Source organism: Streptomyces sennicomposti, assembly GCF_019890635.1.
Lineage (GTDB): Bacteria > Actinomycetota > Actinomycetes > Streptomycetales > Streptomycetaceae > Streptomyces > Streptomyces sennicomposti.
Window position 1 is genome coordinate 1 of the sequence record NZ_JAIOAB010000083.1, and the last position, 23,197, is coordinate 23,197.

At 70.9% G+C, this 23,197-nt stretch carries 18 protein-coding genes and 1 tRNA gene; 1 reads left to right on the plus strand and 18 read right to left on the minus strand.

Annotated features, from left to right (window positions below; translation table 11 throughout):
- From K7787_RS29340 to K7787_RS29400, 13 genes are all read right to left on the minus strand, one after another.
- On the minus strand, window positions 1-413 hold a 413-nt coding region (locus tag K7787_RS29340; protein WP_372456703.1), incomplete at its 3' end, for a hypothetical protein.
- A 279-nt stretch (window positions 414-692) separates the two neighbouring features.
- A complete protein-coding gene (locus tag K7787_RS29345) occupies window positions 693-1,478 on the minus strand; it encodes a TIGR03936 family radical SAM-associated protein (RefSeq protein ID WP_223003498.1) in 786 nt (261 codons plus the stop codon).
- Between the two features lie 122 nt (window positions 1,479-1,600).
- The gene (locus K7787_RS29350; RefSeq protein ID WP_223003499.1) at window positions 1,601-2,704 is read right to left on the minus strand and encodes a hypothetical protein; all 1,104 of its coding nucleotides are present in this window, start codon (window positions 2,702-2,704) and stop codon (window positions 1,601-1,603) included.
- 94 nt (window positions 2,705-2,798) lie between these two features.
- Window positions 2,799-4,751: a TIGR03960 family B12-binding radical SAM protein gene (locus K7787_RS29355; RefSeq protein ID WP_009188590.1), complete on the minus strand. Its 1,953-nt coding sequence runs from the start codon at window positions 4,749-4,751 to the stop codon at window positions 2,799-2,801.
- A 199-nt stretch (window positions 4,752-4,950) separates the two neighbouring features.
- A complete protein-coding gene (gene rodA / locus K7787_RS29360) occupies window positions 4,951-6,150 on the minus strand; it encodes a rod shape-determining protein RodA (RefSeq protein WP_009188591.1) in 1,200 nt (399 codons plus the stop codon).
- The gene (gene mrdA / locus K7787_RS29365) at window positions 6,147-8,417 is read right to left on the minus strand and encodes a penicillin-binding protein 2 (RefSeq protein ID WP_009188592.1); all 2,271 of its coding nucleotides are present in this window, start codon (window positions 8,415-8,417) and stop codon (window positions 6,147-6,149) included. The genes rodA and mrdA overlap by 4 nt, the downstream gene beginning before the upstream one ends.
- A gap of 116 nt (window positions 8,418-8,533) precedes the next feature.
- The gene (gene mreD / locus K7787_RS29370) at window positions 8,534-9,214 is read right to left on the minus strand and encodes a rod shape-determining protein MreD (protein ID WP_009188593.1); all 681 of its coding nucleotides are present in this window, start codon (window positions 9,212-9,214) and stop codon (window positions 8,534-8,536) included.
- A gap of 15 nt (window positions 9,215-9,229) precedes the next feature.
- Window positions 9,230-10,231, minus strand: coding sequence for a rod shape-determining protein MreC (mreC, locus tag K7787_RS29375; RefSeq protein ID WP_009188594.1), 1,002 nt, complete (start codon window positions 10,229-10,231; stop codon window positions 9,230-9,232).
- 162 nt (window positions 10,232-10,393) lie between these two features.
- A complete protein-coding gene (locus K7787_RS29380) occupies window positions 10,394-11,413 on the minus strand; it encodes a rod shape-determining protein (RefSeq protein WP_019983803.1) in 1,020 nt (339 codons plus the stop codon).
- A 316-nt stretch (window positions 11,414-11,729) separates the two neighbouring features.
- Window positions 11,730-12,143 (minus strand): nucleoside-diphosphate kinase, encoded by a 414-nt coding sequence (ndk, locus tag K7787_RS29385; RefSeq protein ID WP_009188596.1) that lies wholly within the window; start codon window positions 12,141-12,143, stop codon window positions 11,730-11,732.
- Window positions 12,144-12,200: 57 nt separating this feature from the next.
- The gene (locus tag K7787_RS29390) at window positions 12,201-12,566 is read right to left on the minus strand and encodes a DUF4233 domain-containing protein (protein WP_164389454.1); all 366 of its coding nucleotides are present in this window, start codon (window positions 12,564-12,566) and stop codon (window positions 12,201-12,203) included.
- A 5-nt stretch (window positions 12,567-12,571) separates the two neighbouring features.
- Window positions 12,572-14,095 carry a bifunctional tetrahydrofolate synthase/dihydrofolate synthase gene (gene folC, locus K7787_RS29395; protein ID WP_223003500.1) on the minus strand — a complete coding sequence of 508 codons (1,524 nt, stop codon included), beginning with the start codon at window positions 14,093-14,095 and terminating at the stop codon, window positions 12,572-12,574.
- Window positions 14,096-14,283: 188 nt separating this feature from the next.
- Entirely contained in the window at window positions 14,284-16,908 is a 2,625-nt protein-coding gene (locus K7787_RS29400; protein ID WP_009188599.1) for a valine--tRNA ligase, read from the minus strand.
- A gap of 136 nt (window positions 16,909-17,044) precedes the next feature.
- On the opposite strand from K7787_RS29400, the gene K7787_RS29405 reads away from it, so the two are divergent.
- A complete protein-coding gene (locus K7787_RS29405) occupies window positions 17,045-18,001 on the plus strand; it encodes a hypothetical protein (RefSeq protein ID WP_043260827.1) in 957 nt (318 codons plus the stop codon).
- A 114-nt stretch (window positions 18,002-18,115) separates the two neighbouring features.
- Here the strand turns inward: K7787_RS29405 and clpX are convergent, their stop codons facing one another.
- The 5 genes from clpX to K7787_RS29430 form a co-directional block, all read right to left on the minus strand.
- Window positions 18,116-19,402, minus strand: a complete 1,287-nt coding sequence (gene clpX, locus K7787_RS29410) for an ATP-dependent Clp protease ATP-binding subunit ClpX (protein ID WP_009188601.1) — start codon at window positions 19,400-19,402, stop codon at window positions 18,116-18,118.
- Between the two features lie 168 nt (window positions 19,403-19,570).
- Window positions 19,571-20,251: an ATP-dependent Clp protease proteolytic subunit gene (locus tag K7787_RS29415; protein ID WP_009188602.1), complete on the minus strand. Its 681-nt coding sequence runs from the start codon at window positions 20,249-20,251 to the stop codon at window positions 19,571-19,573.
- A gap of 151 nt (window positions 20,252-20,402) precedes the next feature.
- Window positions 20,403-21,008 carry an ATP-dependent Clp protease proteolytic subunit gene (locus K7787_RS29420; protein WP_019983797.1) on the minus strand — a complete coding sequence of 202 codons (606 nt, stop codon included), beginning with the start codon at window positions 21,006-21,008 and terminating at the stop codon, window positions 20,403-20,405.
- A 282-nt stretch (window positions 21,009-21,290) separates the two neighbouring features.
- Window positions 21,291-22,679 carry a trigger factor gene (gene tig, locus K7787_RS29425; protein ID WP_009188604.1) on the minus strand — a complete coding sequence of 463 codons (1,389 nt, stop codon included), beginning with the start codon at window positions 22,677-22,679 and terminating at the stop codon, window positions 21,291-21,293.
- Between the two features lie 194 nt (window positions 22,680-22,873).
- Window positions 22,874-22,950, minus strand: a tRNA-Pro gene (locus K7787_RS29430).
- Window positions 22,951-23,197: the final 247 nt, after the last annotated feature.

Genomic DNA, 23,197 nt, shown 5'->3' on the forward strand with positions numbered 1-23,197 from the left:
AGGGTGCGGCGCGGGGCCGCGGCCTCGCCGGACTCCACCGTGCCGGCGGTGGTCTCGTCGACGGCCGGCGCGGCGGCCGTGTCGGCGCTCTTCGCCACCACGGTCTCGGCGCTCGCCTCGGCCTCGGCGGCCTTCGGCGCACCGGTCGGCGCGGAGGCCCGGCGGCGGGTGCGGCGCGGCGGCGCGGGCTCGGCGACCGCGGCCTGCTCCGTCTCCTGCGTGTCCTCCGCGAGTTCGGCGGAGTCGGCGGGCGGTATGGCCGGCGCGGTCAGCTCCGCCGACGTCTCGGCGGCGGCGCCGGCCGGCGGGCCCGCCGGCCGGGACGCGGCACGCCGACGCCGGCGCGGCGGCAGGGTGTCGCTGGGGGTGTTCAGTTCTTCGGAACCCTTGGTGGGCTCGGTCGGTTCGAGCATGCGGGCGTATCTCCCGTCAGGGCTCCCGGGCGCCGCGCCTGGTCCGGCGTACGACCGTGTCCGGTCGGACGCCGTTGACGTCCGCGGCCGCGCGGTGCGCGATGGCCGCCGTCCGGGGCGCGGGCGCCACACGGGAGCTGTCTGTAGTCCTGTCTCGCCGGTTCCGTACGCCTTGTCGCATACGGCCTGGCGAAAGTCTTCTGGTCGGTGCGCTGCCCGACCCAGGTGGCTCCCGAGTACGAGGGCGGCGCTTCGACGTCCGTCCCTACGGAACCTTCCCTACGCAGACGCCTTCGCGGCGGCGGCGCCGGCGGCCCCTGATACTGCGGCCGGGGCGGCCGGGTCTGCCTCGCGGTCGGGCGCGAGCGGGTCGGTCACCGTGCCGGTCTCTTCATCGAGCAGCCCCTGCGCCAGCCTGGTCACCGCTACGGGGACCGGCGGCGCCAGGTCGGCCACGGCGCGGAGACCGGACAGGACGTCGTCGGGTCGTACGGCAGGCGTCACGTGCCGAACAACCAGCCGCAGTATCGCACAGGGCTGGTCGGTCGGCCTATCAGCAGCCGTATCAGGCGTTTCCGCGCTCGCCAGGCTCACGACCGCCGGACGGGCGTCGAAGGTGCGCATGCCGTTCTTGGTCAGGCGCTGCACCTCGACGCTCGCGGCGCCGTTGAAGGCGGTGACCGCGCGCTCCGCCTCGGCCGGGTCCACGCCGTCCAGCCGCAGCTCCCACACGGAAGCGGTCAGCCGGTCGGCGAGACCCGGGGTGCGGGCCTCGACCGCCTCGACGATGTCGAGCCCGGCGGGCAGCGACTCGTCGAGGAGGACGCGCAGCCGCTCCGGGTCGCGGGGCGCGGTGAGCGCGATTTCCAGGTACTCCGCCTCACTGCCCGTGCCGGTGGGTGCGGCATTGGCGTAGGAGACCTTCGGGTGCGGGGTGAAGCCCGCCGAGTACGCCATCGGCACCTCGGCGCGGCGCAGCGCACGCTCGAAGGCGCGCTGGAAGTCACGGTGGCTGGTGAACCGGAGGCGGCCGCGCTTGGTGTAACGCAGTCGGATGCGCTGCACCGCGGGTGCGGGCGGCGGGCCTTCGGGCTGTCGCTTGCCCAGTGGAACTTCTCCTTGTGTACGGCGGACGGACCGCGGCGCCGGCCCCGCGTGGGCGGGGAGCGCTCAGGTACGGCGCGCGGTCACCCCCGCGGCTGCGGGGACGCCTCGCGCCCGGTCCTGCTCTCCAGGGTACGCGTCCCGGCCGTGACGGGTTCCTTGCGGGCCGTCGGCCCGGGATCGCCCAGCAGCGCCCGGCGGATGTCGGCCCTGGTCTGCCGAGCGGTCCTGCGGGCCGCGTCCAGCATCTCGCGGGCGGTGCGTCCCGCGGCGCGCACCGCGCGGCCCGCCGGGCGCAGTACGGCGTCGCGGACGAGGTGCCCGGCCGGGGTCAGCAGCGTGCGGTACGTCCAGCGCGCGGGCGTCACGAGCGTCCACCGCAGCAGGGCCGCCAGCAGCCGCCCGAGGGCGCGCGAGACACGGCCGGCCACCCGCCAGGCGTGCCCGAGCGCGTCGGCGGCCTCCCGCCCGAGGACGGCGAGGACACGGCCGACGGGGACCAGCACCCACCGCCACAGGGCGAGCGCGGGCAGCACGAACAGCACCCGGCACGTCCAGTACAGGACCGTGCCGGCCCCGGTGACCAGCAGCCCCAGCAGCCACCACAGCCCCCGCGCGCACCGGGCGAGCGCCCGCCCCACCGGCGCGAGGACCCACCGGTACAGCCACAGCGCCGGTACGACGACGAGCCACCGCACCAGCCGGGCGGCCCCCGCGTAGGTCGCCGCCCCGAGTGCGGCGAGGATCAGGGCCAGCCCCCTGAGCAGCCACGCGCACGCGTGCCCGACGGGCGTCAGCACGCGCGCGTACACCCACTCCAGCGCCGCTCCGATCCCCCGCGCGCCCCAGGCGAGCGCGCGCCCGAGCGGCGTCAGCACCCACCGGTACGCCCAGAGGAGCGGCACGACGACGAGGACGCGCCCGAGCCGGGCGAGCGCGCGGCCCGCCGGGACGACGACGTACCGCCACAGCCGCACCCACGGCCACACGAACAGCGCCCGCCCCACCGGCCGCAGCACATGGTCGCGCAGGAGCCGCCCCCCGGCGACGAGCACGTCCCACAGGATGCGCACGGGCACGACGAGCACCAGCACGACGATCCGCACCGGCAACCGCACGGCCACGACCAGGCACCCCTCAGGCTCCCGCCACTCCGGCCCGCCGGCTCCCCGCTTCTCCAGCTCCATGACAGGAAGGACGCGGACGGCCGCTGCGCGGATCCCCGCCGTGGCGGGGAAGCGTCAGCGGCCGTGCCGTCGTTCGATCGGACCTGATCCGGCGTCAGTGGGCGTGGCTCGGGGCCGGGGTGGTGTTCTTGACCGTCAGGGGGAGGAGTTTCTTGCCCGTGGGGCCGATCTGGATGCTGGTGTCCATCGCCGGGCAGACGCCGCAGTCGAAGCACGGGGTCCAGCGGCAGTCCTCGACCTCGGTCTCGTCCAGGGCGTCCTGCCAGTCCTCCCAGAGCCAGTCCTTGTCCAGGCCGGAGTCCAGGTGGTCCCAGGGCAGGACCTCCTCGTAGGAGCGCTCGCGGGTGGTGTACCAGTCCACGTCGACGCCGAAGGGGGCCAGCGCCTTGTCCGCGCAGGCCATCCAGCGGTCGTAGGAGAAGTGCTCGCGCCAGCCGTCGAAGCGGCCGCCGTCGTCGTAGACCGCGCGGATGACGGCGCCGATGCGGCGGTCGCCGCGGGAGAGCAGGCCCTCGACGATGCCGGGCTTGCCGTCGTGGTAGCGGAAGCCGATGGAGCGGCCGTACTTCTTGTCGCCGCGGATCTTGTCCCGCAGCTTCTGCAGACGCGCGTCGGTCTCCTCGGCGGAGAGCTGGGGCGCCCACTGGAAGGGGGTGTGCGGCTTGGGGACGAAACCGCCGATGGAGACCGTGCAGCGGATGTCGTTGGAGCCGGAGACCTCGCGGCCCTTGGCGATGACGCGGGTGGCCATGTCGGCGATCTGCAGCACGTCGTCGTCGGTCTCGGTGGGCAGGCCGCACATGAAGTACAGCTTCACCTGCCGCCAGCCGTTGCCGTAGGCGGTGGCGACGGTGCGGATCAGGTCCTCCTCGGAGACCATCTTGTTGATGACCTTGCGCATCCGCTCGGAGCCGCCCTCGGGGGCGAAGGTCAGACCGGAGCGGCGGCCGTTGCGGGTCAGCTCGTTGGCCAGGTCCACGTTGAAGGCGTCCACGCGGGTGGACGGCAGGGACAGGCCGATCTTGTCCTCTTCGTAGCGGTCGGCGAGGCCCTTGGCGATGTCGCCGATCTCGCTGTGGTCGGCGGAGGACAGCGACAGCAGGCCGACCTCCTCGAAGCCGGTCGCCTTCAGCCCGGCCTCGACCATCTCGCCGATGCCGGTGATGGAGCGCTCGCGCACCGGGCGGGTGATCATGCCGGCCTGGCAGAAGCGGCAGCCGCGGGTGCAGCCGCGGAAGATCTCCACCGACATCCGCTCGTGGACCGTCTCGGCCAGCGGGACCAGCGGCTGCTTGGGGTAGGGCCACTCGTCCAGGTCCATCACCGTGTGCTTGGAGACGCGCCACGGCACGCCCGAGCGGTTGGGGACCACCCGGGCGATCCGGCCGTCGGGCAGGTACTCGACGTCGTAGAAGCCGGGGATGTACACGCCGCCGGTCTTGGCCAGCCGCAGGAGGACCTCCTCGCGGCCGCCGGGGCGGCCCTCGGCCTTCCACTCGCGGATGATCCGGGTCATGTCGAGGACGGCCTGCTCGCCGTCGCCGATGACGGCCGCGTCGATGAAGTCGGCGATCGGCTCGGGGTTGAAGGCCGCGTGGCCGCCGGCGAGGACGATCGGGTCGTCGATCGTGCGGTCCTTGGACTCCAGCGGGATGCCGGCCAGGTCCAGGGCGGTGAGCATGTTGGTGTAGCCCAGCTCCGTGGAGAAGGACAGGCCGAACACGTCGAACGCCTTGACCGGGCGGTGGCTGTCCACCGTGAACTGCGGGACGCCGTGCTCCCGCATCAGCGCCTCCAGGTCGGGCCACACGCTGTAGGTGCGCTCGGCCAGGACGCCGTCCTGCTCGTTGAGCACCTCATAGAGGATCATGACGCCCTGGTTGGGCAGGCCGACCTCGTACGCGTCCGGGTACATGAGCGCCCAGCGGACGTCACAGCTGTCCCACGGCTTGACGGTGGAGTTCAGTTCACCGCCCACGTACTGGATCGGCTTCTGCACATGCGGCAGCAGGGCCTCGAGCTGTGGGAAGACCGACTCGACAGACATCGCGGGGATTACCTTCGTGAGCTGACTGGGATGCCCCCGGCCGGAGGCTGGGGGGGTGGGTGACCATCAAGCGTAACCCGGACGGACGCCCGGGCCGTACGGACGGAGGCGCCGGGCGCACGGCCCGGGCTCCCGACCGGGCGACCGACCGGGGGCCCGGGGCCGCCCCCGGCGTACGGACCGGCGTACGGACCTGCGGCTACGCCGACATGGGCCGCTGGACCCGGATGGACTGGAGCAGGCCGACCGCCACCCAGACCACGAACATCGACGAGCCGCCGTAGGAGACGAACGGCAGGGGCAGACCGGTGACCGGCATGATGCCGAGGGTCATGCCGATGTTCTCGAAGGCCTGGAAGGCGAACCAGGCGACGATCGAGGCGGCCACCACCGTGCCGTACAGCTCGCTGGTCTCGCGGGCGATCCGGCAGGCGCGCCACAGGATGACACCGAGCAGCACGATGATCAGGCCCGCGCCGACGAAGCCCAGCTCCTCCCCCGCGACCGTGAAGACGAAGTCGGTCTGCTGTTCGGGGACGAACTGGCCGGTGGTCTGCGAGCCGTGGAAGAGGCCCGCGCCGGTCAGACCGCCCGAACCGATGGCGATGCGGGCCTGGTTGGTGTTGTAGCCGACGCCGGACGGGTCGAGGCTGGGGTTGGCGAAGGCCGCGAACCGGTTGATCTGGTACTCGTCCAGGATGTGCAGCTGCCAGATCGCGACGCAGCCGACCACGCCCGCGCCGAGCAGTCCGAAGACCCAGCGGTTGGAGGCGCCCGAGGCCAGCAGCGCGCCCAGGATGATGGTGACCAGGACGAGGACCGTGCCGAGGTCGGGCATGAGCAGCACGATCAGGATGGGCACCGCGGACAGCCCGAGGGCCTGGAGCACCGTGCGGTGGTCGGGGTGCGGTTTGTCCCCGGCGTCGACGCGGGCGGACAGTATCATCGCCATCCCCAGGATGATCGTGATCTTCACGAATTCCGAGGGCTGGATGGAGAAACCGCCGCCGAGCACGATCCAGTTGCGGCTGCCGTTGATGGTGGCGCCGAGCGGGGTGAGCACCAGCAGGATGCCGAGGACCGAGGCGCCGTAGAGGACGGGCACGGCGTTGCGCAGGGCGCGGTGGCCGAGCCAGACGGTGCCGATCATCAGGGCGAGCCCGATGCCGGTGTTCATCAGGTTGCGGATCAGGAAGTAGTACGGGTCGCCCTGGTTGATCTCGGTGCGGTTGCGGGTGGCCGAGAAGATCAGGGCGGAGCCGATCCCGGACAGCGCGAGCGCCGACAGGAGCATCGGCCAGTCGAGCCGGCGGGTGACCGAGTCGCGGGCGAAGAGCCGGGTCCAGCCGGCCCGGTCGGGGCCGTACCCGGAGACGGAGAAGCTGTTGGCGCCGGTCATGCGGTCGTCCTCCGGCTCCCCCGGCGGCGCTGGCGCCGGCGCGTGTCCCGGTTGCCCGTCGGGGGCGTGTTGGTGGTGGCCGCCGTGCCCTGGTCGTCGTCGGGGGCGGTGGTGCCGCCCTGCTCGGCGACCTGCTTGGCGATGGCCTCCTGGTCCTTGGCCGGGTCGCCGGAGATCTTCGGGGCGGCGATGGTGCCGTCGGCCTGGATCTTCGGCAGGCTCTTCTGCGGGGTGGGCAGCAGGGCCCTCTTGTTGTCGATGGAGCCGTTGGCCTGGACGCCGTACAGGGCGCTGTAGATGTTGCGCACGGCCTCACCGGAGGCGCCCGAGCCCGTACCGGCCTGGGAGATGGTCATGATGACCGAGTAGTCCTTGCTGTAGGTGGCCAGCCAGGAGGTGGTCTGCTTGCCGTAGACCTCGGCGGTGCCGGTCTTGGCGTGCAGCGGGATCTTGTCCTGCGGCCAGCCGGCGAACTTCCAGGCCGCCGTACCGCGGGTGGCCACGCCGGCCAGGGCCTGGTCCATCATGTCGCGGGTGGCCTTGGTGATGGGCAGCTTGCCGCGCACCTTGGGCTTGATCTCGGTGACCTGCTTGCCGTCGGCGCTGACGACCGCCTTGCCGATCGTGGGCGTGTACATGGTGCCGCCGTTGGAGATGGCGCCGTAGATCACGGCCTCCTGGATCGGCGTGACGAGCGTGTCGCCCTGGCCGATGGAGTAGTTGATCGCGTCGCCCTCACGCATCTTGTTGCCCTCGAGGCAGTTCTCGTAGGCGATCTTCTCGACGTAACTGCCGTTCTTCTTGCCGGTCCTGCACCAGGCGTCCTTGTTGGCCTCCCAGTAGCGCTGCTTCCACGCGCGGTCCGGGACGCGGCCGGTGACCTCGTTGGGCAGGTCGAGGCCGGTCTCCTGGCCGAGGCCGAACTGGTGGGCGGCCTTGAAGAAGTAGTCCTTGGGCTGGCCCTTCTTCGGGTTGATGCCGCCGTCCTTCTTCCACTCGTTGTCCGCGAGGCCGTAGAAGACGGTGTCGCAGGAGACCTCCAGGGCGCGGCCGAGGGAGATGGGGCCGAAGTTCTCGCCCTCGAAGTTCTTGAAGACCTGGCCGCCCACGGAGTACGAGCTGGTGCAGGGGTAGTTGCCGTTGAAGTCGTAGCCGGCCTCGACGGCGGCGGCCGTGGAGACGACCTTGAAGGTCGAACCGGGCGCGGACTGACCCTGTATGGCGCGGTTCAGCAGCGGATAGTCGGAGTTCTTGCCGGTCAGGGCCGCGTAGTCCTTGGCGGAGATGCCGCCGACCCAGACGTTCGGGTCGTAGGTCGGGGCGGACGCCATGGCGACGACCCGGCCGGTCTTGGCCTCCATGACGACGACGGCGCCGGAGTCCGCCTTGTAGTTGGTGCCGGTGATCTTGTCGTACTGCTGGCGGGCGGCCTTCATGGCCTTGTCCAGCTCGTACTCCGCGACCCGCTGGACCCGGGCGTCGATGCTGGTGACCAGGTTCGAACCGGGCTCGGCGGCGTCCGACTTGGCCTTGCCGATGACCCGGCCGAGGTTGTCCACCTCGTAGCGGGTGACGCCGGCCTTCCCGCGCAGCTGCGCGTCGTACTGCCGCTCCAGGCCCGAGCGGCCGACCATGTCGGAGCGCAGATACGGCGAGGAGGTGTCCTTGGCCTTCTGGATCTCCTCGTCGGTGACCGGCGAGAGGTAGCCGAGCACCTGGGCGGTGTTGGACTTGCCCGGCGCGGCGTAGCGGCGGACGGCCTCGGGCTCGGCGGTGATGCCGGGGAAGTCCTCGGCCCGCTCCCGGATCTGCAGGGCCTGCTTGGCGGTGGCCTCGTCGGTGATCGGGATGGGCTGGTACGGCGAGCCGTTCCAGCAGGGCTGGGGGGTCTTCGCGTCGCACAGCCGGACCTTCTGCATGACCTCCTGCGGGTCCATGCCGAGGACGCCGGCCAGCTTGGTGAGGACCGCCTTGCCGTCGTCCTTCTGCTTGAGCAGGTCGGTGCGGGAGGCGGAGACGACCAGCCGCGTCTCGTTGTCCGCGAGCGGCACGCCGCGCGCGTCCAGGATCGAGCCGCGCACGGCGGGCTGGACGACCTGCTGGACGTGGTTGCCGGACGCCTCCTTCTGGTACTGGGCGCCCTCGCGGATCTGGAGGTACCACAGCCGGCCGCCGAGCGTGCCGAGCAGGGAGAGGACGAGGATCTGGATGACGACGAGCCGGGTCTGGACCCGTGGGGTCCGGCCGGTCTCGGGGATGTTGGTCACTGGTGCTGCCTCCCCCTCTCAGTGTGCGGACGTGTGCGCGCGTACGAATGGTGAACGTGCGGCCGAGACGCGCGCGTTCCGCCGGAACTTCCCCGTTCGGGTGAACTGGAGCGGGCTCACAGCCGCTTGACCCCCTTGATGCGGCCGACGCGGGTGGTGCGCGCGCGGGCCTTGGTCTTCAGGCCGCCGAGCGCGCCGCGCTGGCCGCCGATGCGCAGCCCGGTGCCGGCGGACAGCCACCCGGAGGAGATGTCGGTCTTCTGCTTGGCGGCCGAGCCGGTCTCGGCGAGCGGATCGTTGTCGGCGCGCCGCGCCAGCGCCATGATCCCGGGCACCACGAACGGGGCGAGCAGCAGGTCGTAGACGGCGGCGCTGACGAGCAGCCCGGGCAGGCCGACATGGCGGGCGGCGGTGTCGCCGACGAGGGCGCCCACGCCCGCGTAGAGCAGGGTGGAGCCGATCGCGGCGGCGACCACCACGGCCATCGGGCCGGCGGCCGATCTCACCTGGCCGGTCTCGGGCTTGATGAGCCCGGCGAAGTAGCCGATGACGCACAGCACGAGGGCGTAGCGCCCGGCGGCGTGGTCGGCCGGCGGGGCGATGTCGGCGAGCAGTCCGGCGCCGAAGCCGACCAGGGCGCCGCCGATGTGGCCGTAGACCATGGCGAGGCCGAGGACGGTGAGCAGCAGCAGGTCGGGGACCGCGCCGGGCAGGTGCAGCCGGGCCAGGACGCTGACCTGGATGACCAGGGCGAGGACGACCAGCACGGTGGAGAGCAGAATCCGGTTGAGGCGCATGGGGACTTCTCGCTCCTACTGCAGCTGGTCGTCGTCGGTGGACTGCTCGTCGCCCCCGCCACGGGCGTCCTCGTCCCGGCCGCGGGCGCCGGTCTCGGCGCCGCCGGTCGGGCTGGGGGTGACCGTCACGGTCACCGTGGGCGTGGGGGTCGGCTTGGGCTTGGGCGGCAGGACCGTGTCGCGCGGGTCCTTCTTGGGCGCCTGGACGACGACGCCGACGACGTCGAGCTTGGTGAAGCCGACGTAGGGCGTGACGTAGACGGTGCGGGTCAGGTCGCCGCCGGAGGGGTCGACGCGGGAGACGACGCCGACCGGGACGCCGGGCACGAACGGCTTGTCGGACTGCGAGCCGAAGGTGACGAACCGGTCGCCCTTCTTCACCTCCGCCTTGCCGTTGAGGAGCTGGACGCGCATCGGGCGGTCGCCCTGCCCGGCGGCGAAGCCGAGTTCGTCGCTGCCCTCCATCCGGGCGCCGACGGTGAAGTCGGGGTCGTTGGCGAGCAGCACGGTGGCGGAGTCGGGGCCGACGGTGGTGACCCGGCCGACCAGCCCGTCGGCGTTCAGGACGGTCATGTCGCGCTGGATGCCGTCGTCGGAGCCGACGTCGATGGTGACGGTCCAGGAGAAGCCCTGCGCGGCTCCTATGGCGATGACCTGGGCGCCCTTGATGCCGTACTGGCCCTCGCCGGCCAGCTTCAGCATCTTGTCCAGCTGGTTCAGGCGGCTGCGGTTGCGGGCGTCGCTGCCGAGCCTGGCCTTGAGGGCGGCGTTCTCCTTCTCCAGCGCGGCGAGCCGGTCGTGGCGCTCGCCGGAGTCGCGGACGGCGGAGACCGCGTTGCCGACCGGGTTCACCGCGCCCGACACACCGTTCTCGATCGGGCCGAAGACGGTGGCGGCGGCTCGCCGGGCACCGTCCACCGGGGAGTTCTCGCCGCCCCGGATGTCCACTGTGATCAGCGCGAACGCGACGGCGATCAGCAGCACCAGGAGCAGCCGGCTCTCTTTCGTGTCCCTCACGTGCGGCGGCCGTGCCCTTCCTCGTCGGAATCGGGTGGCCCCCGGTGCGCGAAATGGCGGAGCGCACACCCAAGGGGCCCAATTGTGGGAGCTTATGCCTCTATATCAACGATCCGCCGTACGAGAGAAGATCATCTCGTACGGCGGAATCGAAAAGTTGCGTCATCGGCGCGGCTGGGCGTCCAGGACCTGCTGGAGCGCCTCGAACTCCTCGACGCACTTGCCGGAGCCGAGCGCCACGCTGTCCAGCGGGTCCTCGGCGATGTGGATCGGCATGCCGGTCTCCCGGCGCAGCCGCTCGTCCAGACCGCGCAGCAGGGCGCCGCCGCCGGTCAGGACGATGCCGCGGTCCATGATGTCGCCGGACAGCTCCGGCGGGCACTTGTCGAGGGTCGTCTTGACCGCGTCGACGATCGCGTTGACCGGTTCCTCGATCGCCTTGCGGACCTCGGCGGCCGAGATGACCACGGTCTTCGGCAGGCCGGAGACCAGGTCGCGGCCGCGGATCTCGGTGTGTTCGTCGGCCTCGAGTTCGTACGCGGAGCCGATCGTGATCTTGATCTGCTCGGCCGTCCGCTCACCCAGCAGAAGGCTGTACTCCTTCTTGACGTGCTGGATGATCGCGTTGTCCAGCTCGTCGCCGGCCACCCGGATGGACTGGGCCGTGACGATACCGCCGAGCGAGATGACCGCGACCTCCGTGGTGCCGCCGCCGATGTCCACCACCATGTTGCCCGTGGCCTCGTGGACCGGCAGGCCGGAGCCGATGGCCGCGGCCATGGGCTCCTCGATGATGTGCACCTGGCGCGCGCCGGCCTGCGAGGAGGCCTCGATGACGGCGCGGCGCTCGACGCCGGTGATGCCGGAGGGCACGCAGACCACGACCCGCGGCCGAGCCAGATACCGCCGCTTGTGGATCTTCAGGATGAAGTAGCGGAGCATCCGCTCGGTGATCTCGAAGTCCGCGATGACGCCGTCCTTGAGCGGACGCACGGCCACGATGTTGCCCGGGGTGCGCCCGATCATCTTCTTCGCCTCGGCGCCGACCGCGAGGATGCCACCGGTGTTCGTGTTGATCGCGACGACGGACGGTTCGTTGAGTACGATCCCGCGACCCCTGACGTACACCAGCGTGTTGGCGGTCCCGAGGTCGACAGCCATGTCACGGCCGATGAACGACATTGAGTTCCCCATCAGGATTCGTCTGGCCTTCCCTGGGAGCTTTTGAGGGCGTTTCAGGTACGGCGAGGTGGGTGCTGTGACGTGAAGGCTTCCATCGTAGACGCGCCTGCACGAACACTGCGCGAGGGTCTTCGCCATTGTCAGCAGATGGCGTACCGCCTCGCTTGTGGAGACGGTCCATCGGGGGCACGCGTTCCCCCTTTCGGCATCGGGTATGCCGAAAGGGCGGCCGGTTTCGCACGACCGCCCAGGTCAGACAGCCCAATGAGCTGACGATACGTCAGAAAGAACGGTCACGGCCCTCGTGGGCCGCGGCTCAGGCCCGGCCGGGGAAGAAGAGCTTCACCTCGCGCTCGGCGGACTCCTCGGAGTCGGAGGCGTGGATCAGGTTCTCCCGGACGATCACCCCGAAGTCGCCCCGGATGGAGCCCGGCGCGGCGGCGATCGGGTCGGTGGGACCGGCGAGCGCGCGCACGCCCTCGATCACCCGCTCGCCCTCCACGATCAGCGCGACCACCGGACCGGAGGACATGAACTTAACCAGCGGCTCGTAGAAAGCCTTGCCCTTGTGCTCGCCGTAGTGCTGCTCCAGCGTGTCCTGGTCCAGGGTCCGCAGTTCCAGCGCGGTGATCTGCCAGCCGGCCTTGCGCTCGATACGGCTGATGATCTCGCCGGTCAGGCCACGACGGACGGCGTCGGGCTTGAGGAGGACGAGGGTGCGCTGGGTCACGAGGGACTCCTTAACTGCGGTACACGTGTGCGGTGGGACGAGATTACAGGGCCGCTGTCACGCAGGGTCAGGGGAGGAGGGCCCCGGCTGCGCCGCCTGCGCCGCGAACCGCGCCCTGGCCGCGTCGATCTTCCGCCCGAAGTGCACCGACGCCCACCACAGCGCGGCGAACACCACGCCGAGGAACCACATCACCGGCACCACGAAGCCCGAGGCGATCAGCGCGATCTGCAGCGCCCAGCCGAGGACGACGCCCCCGGGCCGGGTCACCACGCCGCACAGCAGCACGCACAGCACCATCGCGATGCCGCTGACCGTCCAGACCGTCCCCATGGACAGGTCCGGGTCCTTCATCGCGACCAGCGCGGCGAACCCGATGACGAAGAACTCGCCGAGCAGGGTCGAGGAACAGAGCGTACGCACGTGGGTCAGCCCCTTCCCAGGAGCAGTCGGGCCTCACCGACGGTGATGACGGAACCGGTGACGAGGACGCCGCCGCCGGCGAACTCGCCCTCCTCCTCGGCCAGCGTGATCGCGGCCTCCAGGGCGTCCGGCAGCCGCGGCTCCACCTGGACGCGGTCCTCGCCGAACACCTCGACCGCGATCGCGGCCAGCTCGTCGGCGTCCATCGCGCGGTGGCTGGAGTTCTGGGTGACCACGATCTCCGCGAAGATCGGCTCGAACGCCTCCAGCAGCCCGCGCACGTTCTTGTCGGCGCTGGCGCCGACCACGCCGATCAGCCGGCTGAAGTCGAACGCCTCCCGCACGGCCTCGGCCGTCACCTGCGCGCCGGCCGGGTTGTGCGCCGCGTCCAGCACGACGGTCGGCGAGCGCCGCACGACCTCCATCCGGCCCGGCGAGGACACCGACGCGAACGCCTTGCGCACGGTCTCGCCGTCCAGCTGCTCCGCGCGCTGCGCGCCCACGCCGAAGAACGCCTCCACGGCGGCCAGCGCCACGGCGGCGTTGTGCGCCTGGTGGGCGCCGTGCAGCGGCAGATACACCTCGGGGTACTCGCCGCCGAGCCCGCGCAAGGTCAGCAGCTGGCCGCCGACGGCCACCTGGCGGGCCACGACGCCGAACTCCAGGCCCTCGCGGGCCACGGTGGCGTTGGCCTCCACGGCCTTCTTCAGCAGCACCTGGGCGGCGTCCACCGGCTGCTGCGCCATGATCACGGTGGCGTCCCGCTTGATGATCCCGGCCTTCTCCCCGGCGATCTCGCCGGTGGTGGAGCCGAGCCGGTCGGTGTGGTCGAGCCCGATGGGGGTGACCACGGCGACATCGGCGTCGATCACGTTGGTGGCGTCCCAGCTGCCGCCCATGCCGACCTCGACCACGGCGACGTCCACCGGCGCGTCGGCGAAGGCGGCGTACGCCATGCCGGTGAGCACCTCGAAGAAGGACAGCCGGTACTCCTGGGCGGCGTCGACCATCTCCACGTACGGCTTGACGTCCTGGTACGTCTCGATGAACCGCTCGGCGGAGATCGGCGCGCCGTCCAGACTGATCCGCTCGGTGATCGACTGCACGTGCGGGGAGGTGTAGCGGCCGGTGCGCAGTTCGAAGGCGCCGAGCAGCGCCTCGATCATGCGGGCGGTGGAGGTCTTGCCGTTGGTCCCGGTGATGTGGACGGACGGGTACGAGCGCTGCGGCTCGCCCAGGACGTCCATCAGGGCCGCGATCCGGGCGACCGAGGGCTCCAGCTTGGTCTCACCCCAGCGGGTGCCGAGTTCCGCCTCGACCTCGCGCAGCGCCCGGTCGACCTCGGGGTCCTCCGGCCGGCCCGGCACGTCCGCCTGCGGCGGGCCGCCCTGGGTGCGCAGGGTGCGGCTGCCGGCCTCGATCACGGCGAGGTCGGGGTCGCGGGTGGTCTCGGCCTCGATGATCTCCTCGAAGGAGTCGAGGGGGTCGGGCCGGTCGTTCCGGCCGTTTTCGTGCGGAAGGTCGCTCACGGGGTTCAGTCTACGGAGGCGGTGAGCGGGGCGCGGCGGCGGTGCGGGGACGCGCCCCGCAGGGGCGCGGGGAACCGCGCGACCGGCCACGACGCACCCGCGGCCGAACGCGCTCCCCGGCCGCACCGGGGCGACCGTGAGGCCCCGGAGTCTCGCCGGCTCCGGGGCCTCACGCGGCGTACGGGCGGCTACGCCTGGGGCAGCCGGTCCAGCTGCGCGGAGATCCGCGCGATGTCCTCCTCGGCCTTGGCGAGCCGCGTGCGGATCTTCTCGACCACATGGTCGGGCGCCTTCGCCAGGAACGCCTCGTTGCCGAGCTTGCCGTTCGCCTGCGCCTTCTCCTTCTCCGCGGCGGCCAGGTCCTTGGCGAGCCGCTTGCGCTCCGCCGCCACGTCGATCGTGCCGGACAGGTCGAGGGCGACCTCCGCGCCGGCGACCGGCAGGGTGGCCGTCGCGGTGAAGGACTCGCCCTCCGGCTGGAGCCGCAGCAGCTGCCGGATGGCGGCCTCGTGCACCGCCAGCGGCGTGCCGTCCAGGGTGAGCCGGGCCGGGACGCGCTGGCCCGGCTGGAGGCCCTGGTCGGCGCGGAAGCGGCGCACCTCGGTGATGACGGACTGGAGGGTCTCGATCTCCCGCTCGGCGTCCGCGTCGCGGAAGCCGCTGTCGGCGGGCCACTCGGCGATGACGACCGACTCGCCGCCCGTGAGGGTGGTCCACAGCGTCTCGGTGACGAACGGGACGACCGGGTGCAGCAGCCGCAGCGTGACGTCCAGGACCTCGCCGAGGACGCGCTGGGAGACCTCGGCGGCCTCGCCGCCCGCCTGGAACGTGGTCTTGGACAGCTCCACGTACCAGTCGAAGACCTCGTCCCACGCGAAGTGGAACAGCGTGTCCGACAGCTTGGCGAACTGGAAGTCGTCGTAGTACGCGTCGACTTCGGCGACGACGGAGTTGAGGCGGGACAGGATCCAGCGGTCCGTCGCGGACATCGCCGACGGCTCGGGCAGCGGGCCGTCCACCGTCGCGCCGTTCATCAGGGCGAAGCGGGTGGCGTTCCAGATCTTGTTGGCGAAGTTGCGCGAGCCCTGGACCCAGTCCTCGCCGATCGGGACGTCCACGCCCGGGTTGGCGCCGCGCGCCAGGGTGAAGCGGAGCGCGTCGGAGCCGTACTTGTCCATCCAGTCCAGCGGGTTGACCGCGTTGCCGAAGGACTTCGACATCTTCTTGCCGAACTGGTCGCGGACCATGCCGTGCAGGGCGATGGTGTGGAACGGCGGGGTGCCGTCCATCGCGTACAGGCCGAACATCATCATCCGGGCGACCCAGAAGAAGAGGATGTCGTAGCCGGTGACCAGGACGGAGTTCGGGTAGAACTTCGCGAGCGACTCGGTCCGCTCGGGCCAGCCGAGCGTGGAGAACGGCCACAGGCCGGAGGAGAACCAGGTGTCCAGGACGTCGGTGTCCTGGTGCCAGCCCTCGCCGGTCGGGGCCTCGTCGTCGGGTCCGACGCAGACGACCTCGCCGTTCGGGCCGTACCAGACGGGGATGCGGTGGCCCCACCACAGCTGGCGTGAGATGCACCAGTCGTGGAGGTTGTCGACCCAGTCGAAGTACCGCTTCTCCATCTCCTGCGGATGGATCGTGACCTTGCCCTCGCGGACCGCGTCGCCGGCCGCCTTGGCGAGCGGGCCGACCTTGACCCACCACTGCATGGAAAGGCGCGGCTCGATGGTGGTCTTGCAGCGCGAGCAGTGGCCGACGGAGTGGACGTAGGGGCGCTTCTCGGCGACGATCCGGCCCTCGGCGCGCAGGGCGGCGACGATGGCGGAGCGGGCCTCCAGCCGGTCCAGGCCCTGGAAGGGGCCGTGGGCGGTGATGACGGCGTGCTCGTCCATCACGGTGAGGGACGGCAGGTCGTGGCGCTGGCCGATCTCGAAGTCGTTCGGGTCGTGGGCCGGGGTGACCTTGACGGCGCCCGTGCCGAACTCGGGGTCGACGTGCTCGTCGGCGACGACCGGGATGGAGCGGTCGGTCAGCGGCAGCTTGATGAGCTTGCCGACCAGGTGCTGGTAGCGCTCGTCGTCGGGGTGGACGGCGACGGCCGTGTCGCCGAGCATCGTCTCGGCACGGGTGGTGGCGACGACGATGGTGTCGTCCCCCTCGCCGTACTTCATCGAGACCAGCTCGCCGTCGTCGTCCTGGTACTCGACCTCGATGTCGGAGATCGCGGTCAGGCAGCGCGGGCACCAGTTGATGATGCGCTCGGCGCGGTAGATCAGCTCGTCGTCGTAGAGGCGCTTGAAGATGGTCTGGACGGCCTGCGAGAGGCCCTCGTCCATGGTGAAGCGCTCACGGGACCAGGCGACGCCGTCGCCGAGGCGGCGCATCTGGCCGCTGATCTGGCCGCCGGACTCGGACTTCCACTGCCAGACGCGGTCCACGAAGGCCTCGCGGCCCAGGTCGTGGCGGGACTTGCCCTCCTTGGCCAGCTCGCGCTCCACGACGTTCTGCGTGGCGATGCCGGCGTGGTCCATGCCGGGCTGCCACAGCGTCTCGTAGCCCTGCATGCGCTTGCGGCGGGTGAGGGCGTCGATGAGCGTGTGCTCGAAGGCGTGGCCCAGGTGGAGGGAGCCCGTGACGTTCGGCGGCGGGATGACGATCGTGTACGGCGGCTTGTCGCTCTTCGCGTCCGCCTCGAAGTAGCCCCGCTCTACCCAGCGCTCGTACAGCGGCCCCTCTACATCGGCCGGCGCGTACTGGGTCGGCAGTTCGGTGTCGGGCGCTGGTGGCTGCTGCTGAGCGTTCTCGGTCACGCGCTCAGTTTAGAGGCGTCACGGCGCTGTCCCGAACCGCATTTGTTGTGTAACGGTGCGCACCCCGATGCCGTGGGCACGGCGGCTCTGCGCCAGGATGTCAGGTACGCATAAGCATCTGGAGGGGAACCCAGTAATGAGCTACAACCAGCCGGGCCCGTACGGCGGGCAGCCCCAGCAGCCCGGACCGTACGGTCAGCCGGGCCCCTACGGCCAGCAGCCGCCGCAGGCGCCGCCCGCGCAGCCCGGTTACGGCTACCCCCAGCAGGCCCCTCCCGCCCAGCCGGGCTACGGCTACCCGCAGCAGCCCCCGCAGGGCGTCCCGCCGCAGCCGGGCCCCTACGGCCAGCAGCAGCCGCCGTACGGCCAGCCGCCCCAGTACGGCCAGCAGCCGCCCTACGGCGCGGTGCCGCAGCCCCCGGCCCCGTCCGGCGGCAAGAAGAAGACGGGCCTGATCATCGGCGCGGTGGCGGTCGTCGCGGCGATCGCGGTCGGCGCGTACTTCGCGATCGGCGGCGGTGGCGGCGGCGGCTCGGTGGCCGACGACGGCCCGCACAAGCTGGTGACGCCGGCGACGGTGATCGACGGGACGTACAAGAAGTCGGAGAAGTCCGAGGACGCCCCGGACAGCATGTCCGACGACGACCTCGCGGACTTCGAGAAGTGGGGCATCAAGGACCCCAAGCAGGTCAGCGCGGCCTACACCACCGGGACCGGTCTGACGGCCAAGTCCCTCTCCTTCAGCGGCGTCTACGGCACCATCGACGACCCGGAGAAGGTCGTCGACGCGATGTTCGCCAAGACCAAGGAGAGCGCCGAGAAGGACTCCTCCGGCGACGGCAAGCTGGTCGGCAGCCCGCAGGAGTTCAAGCCGGACGGGCTCGACGGCGGTGTCCTGAAGTGCCAGGAGACGGAGACCAAGGAGAGCGGCACGACCCTGCACCTGCCGTTCTGCATCTGGGGCGACCACAGCACCGTCGCCTTCGTCATCTCCTACGACCTGGCCGGGATGGCCACCGGCAAGGGCGGCTCCACGCAGGACGCGGCGAGCCTCGCCGCCAAGCTCCGCACGGACGTCCGCGTCAAGATCTGACGCCCGCGGACACACGAAGGGGCCCCGGTCGGTGCGACCGGGGCCCCTTCGCCGTGTGCGGGCGGCTTCCGCCGTGCGCGGAAGCCATGCGCGGAAGCCGTGCGCCGGTGGCGGCTACGCCGTCTTCTGCTCCCCCGGGCCCCGGCCGCGGGCGTCGCGGGGGATCAGGGTGGGGTTGACGTTGGAGTGGACGACGTCGGCGGTGACGACGACGCGGGCCACGTCCTTGCGGGACGGCACCTCGTACATCACCGACATCAGCACCTCCTCCATGATGGCGCGCAGACCGCGCGCGCCGGTCTGGCGGAGGATGGCCTGGTCGGCGATGGCCTCCAGGGCCTCGCGCTCGAAATCCAGCTCCACGCCGTCGAGTTCGAACAGGCGCTGGTACTGCTTCACCAAGGCGTTGCGCGGCTCGACCAGGATCTTCAGCAGGGCCTCGCGGTCGAGGTTGTGGACGCTGGTGATCACGGGGAGGCGGCCGATGAACTCGGGGATCATGCCGAACTTGACCAGGTCCTCGGGCATGACGTCCTCGAACTGGTCCTTGGCCTCCAGCTCCCGCTTGGAGCGGATCGTCGCGCCGAAACCGATGCCCTTGGCGCCGGCGCGGCCCTCGATGATCTTCTCCAGACCGGAGAAGGCGCCGCCCACGATGAACAGGACGTTCGTCGTGTCGATCTGGATGAACTCCTGGTGCGGGTGCTTGCGCCCGCCCTGCGGCGGCACCGAGGCCGTGGTGCCCTCCAGGATCTTCAGGAGGGCCTGCTGCACGCCCTCGCCGGAGACGTCGCGGGTGATCGACGGGTTCTCGCTCTTGCGGGCGACCTTGTCGATCTCGTCGATGTAGATGATCCCGGTCTCGGCCTTCTTGACGTCGTAGTCGGCGGCCTGGATCAGCTTCAGCAGGATGTTCTCGACGTCCTCGCCCACGTAACCGGCCTCGGTCAGCGCGGTGGCGTCGGCGATGGCGAACGGGACGTTCAGCATCCGGGCCAGGGTCTGGGCCAGCAGGGTCTTGCCGGAGCCCGTGGGGCCGAGCAGCAGGATGTTGGACTTGGCCAGCTCGATGGCGTCCTCACGGCCCTGGCCGCCGCCGTTCTCGCCAGCCTGGACGCGCTTGTAGTGGTTGTAGACCGCCACGGAGAGGGACTTCTTGGCCGCCTCCTGGCCCACCACGTAGCCGTCCAGGAACTCGTAGATCTCGCGGGGCTTGGGCAGTTCCTCCCAGCGCACCTCGCTGGTCTCCGCGAGTTCTTCCTCGATGATCTCGTTGCAGAGGTCGATGCACTCGTCGCAGATGTACACACCGGGCCCTGCGATGAGCTTCTTGACCTGCTTCTGGCTCTTGCCGCAGAACGAGCACTTGAGCAGATCGCCGCCGTCACCGATGCGTGCCACGGTGTGCTTCCCCTTCGCCTGGGAGACGCCTGGACGTATGCGGTCCAGCGGCTCCTGGTGCTGCCTTATGTCGACGGTACCTTGCCCGGCCCCCCGTTCGGGTCCCCCTTGGCACGGTTCACTTCGACGTGACCGTGTCCAAGGGGGCCGGGCGGCCCGGCGTCCGCGTCAGCGGACGGCGGCGTTGTTCATCTTGCGGGTCGAGATGATCTGGTCGATCAGCCCGTACTCCAGGGCCTCCTCGGCCGTGAGGATCTTGTCGCGCTCGATGTCCTCGCGGATCTTCTCGACCGGGGTGGTGGAGTGCTTGGCCAGCATCTCCTCCAGCTGCGAGCGCATCCGGAGGATCTCGTTGGCGGCGATCTCCAGGTCGGAGACCTGGCCGCGGCCGGTCTCGCTGTAGGGCTGGTGGATCAGCACGCGCGCGTTGGGCAGCGCCATGCGCTTGCCCGGCGTGCCGGCCGCGAGCAGGATCGCGGCGGCGGAGGCCGCCTGGCCCATGCACACCGTCTGGATGTCGGGCTTCACGAACTGCATCGTGTCGTAGATGGCCGTCAGCGCCGTGAAGGAACCGCCGGGGCTGTTGATGTAGACCGAGATGTCCCGGTCGGGGTCCATCGACTCCAGGCACAGCAGCTGCGCCATGACGTCGTTGGCGGAGGCGTCGTCGATCTGGACGCCGAGGAAGATCACGCGCTCCTCGAAGAGCTTCGCGTACGGGTCGTACTCGCGCACGCCCTGGGAGGTGCGCTCGACGAAGCGCGGGATCACGTAGCGGGACTCGGCCGTGGGGCCGGTGTACTCGGCTCGCGCACCGTCGTAGAGGCCGCTGCCGGGGAAGTCGTTCACGATGTCTCCTGGAAAAGGGCTGGGCGGTCGGCTGAGGGGCTGGCTGGGCTGCGGGGCCGCTGGGGCGGCCGTGGCGGTCCGTCGGGGTCCGCGAGACGGCCGGGGCCTCCGCGAGCGCCGCTCAGGGGCGCTGGGGCCCGCTGGGAGCGGCTCAGGCCCCGGTGCCGCCGCCGCCCGGCATACCGGTGGCCGAGGTGATGACGTCGTCGATGAGGCCGTACTCCTTGGCCTCGTAGGCGTCGAACCAGCGGTCGCGGTCCGAGTCGCGGGTGATCTGCTCGAAGGTCTGGCCGGTGTGCTGGGCGGTCAGCTCGGCCATCCGCTTCTTGGTGTGCAGCAGGCGCTCGGCGTGGATCTTGATGTCCGAGGCCGAACCGGCGAGGCCGGCGGACGGCTGGTGGATCAGGATCTCGGCGTTCGGCAGGGCGAAGCGCTTGCCCGGGGTGCCCGCGCTGAGCAGGAACTGGCCCATCGAGGCGGCGAGGCCCATGGCGATGGTCACCACGTCGTTCTTGATGTACTGCATGGTGTCGTAGATCGCCATGCCGGCCGTGATCGAGCCGCCGGGGCTGTTGATGTACAGGTAGATGTCCTTGTCCGGGTCGGCGGCAAGGAGCAGCAGCTGTGCGGTGATCTTGTTCGCGATGTCGTCGTCGACCGGCTGGCCGAGGAAGATGATCCGCTCGTTGAGCAGCCGGTTGTAGACCTGGTCGCCGAGGCCGCCACCGATGGAAGGCTCGCCGGCGGCGGAGGGCATCAGATTCGTCACGTATCCACCTGCTCGTCTTACGACGGCGCCGGGCCGTCTCACGTGTACTGCCGGGGCGTGGGGCCGTCCGGCGGTGTCCGGGGACTCCCCTGCCCTCGTATTCATGGACCCTAACGCGCGGGTCCCTTCGGGGAATCCCGCTGAGGGGGGTGTTCGCCGGGGGCGTAGCGCGGGGGCCGCGGCGGCGCGGCGGCCGGGTACGCCGATGGGCCCCGGGAAGCGCTCCCCAGGGCCCATCGTACGTACGTCTCGGGCGACGCGGCGGGCGGATCAGGCCTCGGCCTTCTCCTCGCCCTCGCCCTCGGTCCCGGCGGCGTCGGCGGTCGCGGCCTCGGCGGCCTCGTCCTCCTCGTCCTCCAGGTCGACGATCTCGCCGTTGGTGTCCTTCACGGTCGCGGCCTCGACCACGACGGCCAGGGCCTTGCCGCGGGCGACCTCGCCGACGAGCAGCGGAACCTGGTTCTGCTGGACGACGGCCTGCGCGAACTGGTCGGGGGACATGCCGGAGGAGGCGGCGCGGCGCATGAGGTGCTCGGTCAGCTCCTCCTGGTTGACGCCGAGCTTCTCCTTGTTGACCAGCTCGTCCAGGACGAACTGGGTCTTGATGCCCTTGACCGCGGCCTCGCGGGTCTCGGTGTCGAACTCCTCGGCGGTCTTGCCCTGGATCTCCAGGTACTTGTCGAGGGTGAGACCCATCTGGCCGAGCTGGTGGTGCTCGAGGTTGTGCTTGCGGGTGTTGATCTCGTCCTCGAGCAGCTTCTCGGGGACGGGCACCTCGACCAGCTCCAGCAGCTTCTCCAGGACGCGCTCCTGGGCCTGCGTGGCCTGGTCGTACTGCTTCATGTTCTCCAGGCGCTTGCGGCTGTCCGCCCTCAGCTCCTCGAGGGTGTCGAACTCGGAGGCGAGCTGCGCGAAGTCGTCGTCCAGCTCCGGCAGTTCGCGGGCGGCGACCTGGGTGACCTTGACGGTGACCTCGGCCTCCTTGCCGGCCGCCGAGCCGCCCTTCAGCTCGGAGGTGAAGGTGGCCTCGCCACCGGCCTCCAGGCCCTTCACGGCGTCGTCGATGCCGTCCAGCAGCTCACCGGAGCCGATGGTGTAGGAGACGCCGTTGGCGATGCCGTCCTCCAGCACCTCGCCGTCGACCTTGGCCTCCAGGTCGATGGTGACGACGTCGCCGTCCTCGGCGGCGCGCTCGACGGGGGTGGTGGAGGCGAAGCGCTCGCGCAGCTGCTCGACCGCCTTCTCCACGTCCTCGTCGGTCACCTCGACGGCGTCGACCTCGACCTCGATGCCGGAGTAGTCCGGGATCTCGATGGTCGGGCGGACGTCCACCTCGGCGGTGAAGTTCAGCGTCTCGCCGTCCTTAAGCTCGGTGATGTCGACCTCGGGCTGGCCCAGCGGGTTCAGCTCCGCCTCGTTGACCGCCTCGGTGTAGAACTTCGGGAGCGCGTCGTTGACGGCCTCCTCCAGCACCGCACCGCGGCCGAAGCGCTGGTCGATGACCCGGGCCGGGATCTTGCCCTTGCGGAAGCCCTTCACCGTGACCTGCTGGTTGATCTTCTTGTACGCCGCGTCGAGGCTGTCCTTGAGCTCCTCGAAGGGCACCTCGACAGTGAGCCGAACCCGAGTCGGGTTCAGGGTCTCCACGGCGCTCTTCACGGTTCGGTCTCCTTGTGGCTGACTTCTTGGGTTCTGCCGGAGCCAGACAGGTCCGGCAAATCTGCCGCCCGGAGGAGTTCGCAGGTCCTAGAACCTAGGACCGGACACACGGGCGCGCAGCTTGCATAGTAACCGGAGCCGCTCGGCGCCCCAAAAGGCGATCACGCGAGATGGGCCGACCGGCGGCCGGCTGATGGTCGGGGTGGCGGGATTTGAACCCACGGCCTTCCGCTCCCAAAGCGGACGCGCTACCAAGCTGCGCCACACCCCGTCTGGTGCGACACGTAGGGTACATGCCCGCAGCCAGTGCGACCGCCTCATTTCCTGGAGCGTCCCGGTGCGCGGGACGGCACACCGGGCGCACCGCATGTCCCCGCGCGCGCCCGCGCGGCGCGGACGCGGGCGGGCGGCGGGGGCGCCCGGGTGGCGTGAACCCACCGCCGGACGCGCGGGGGCGCGGGCGCCGGGGGGCGGAGGCCGGCCGGCCCACGCCGGGCGCGGCGGCTGCGCCGCAGGGG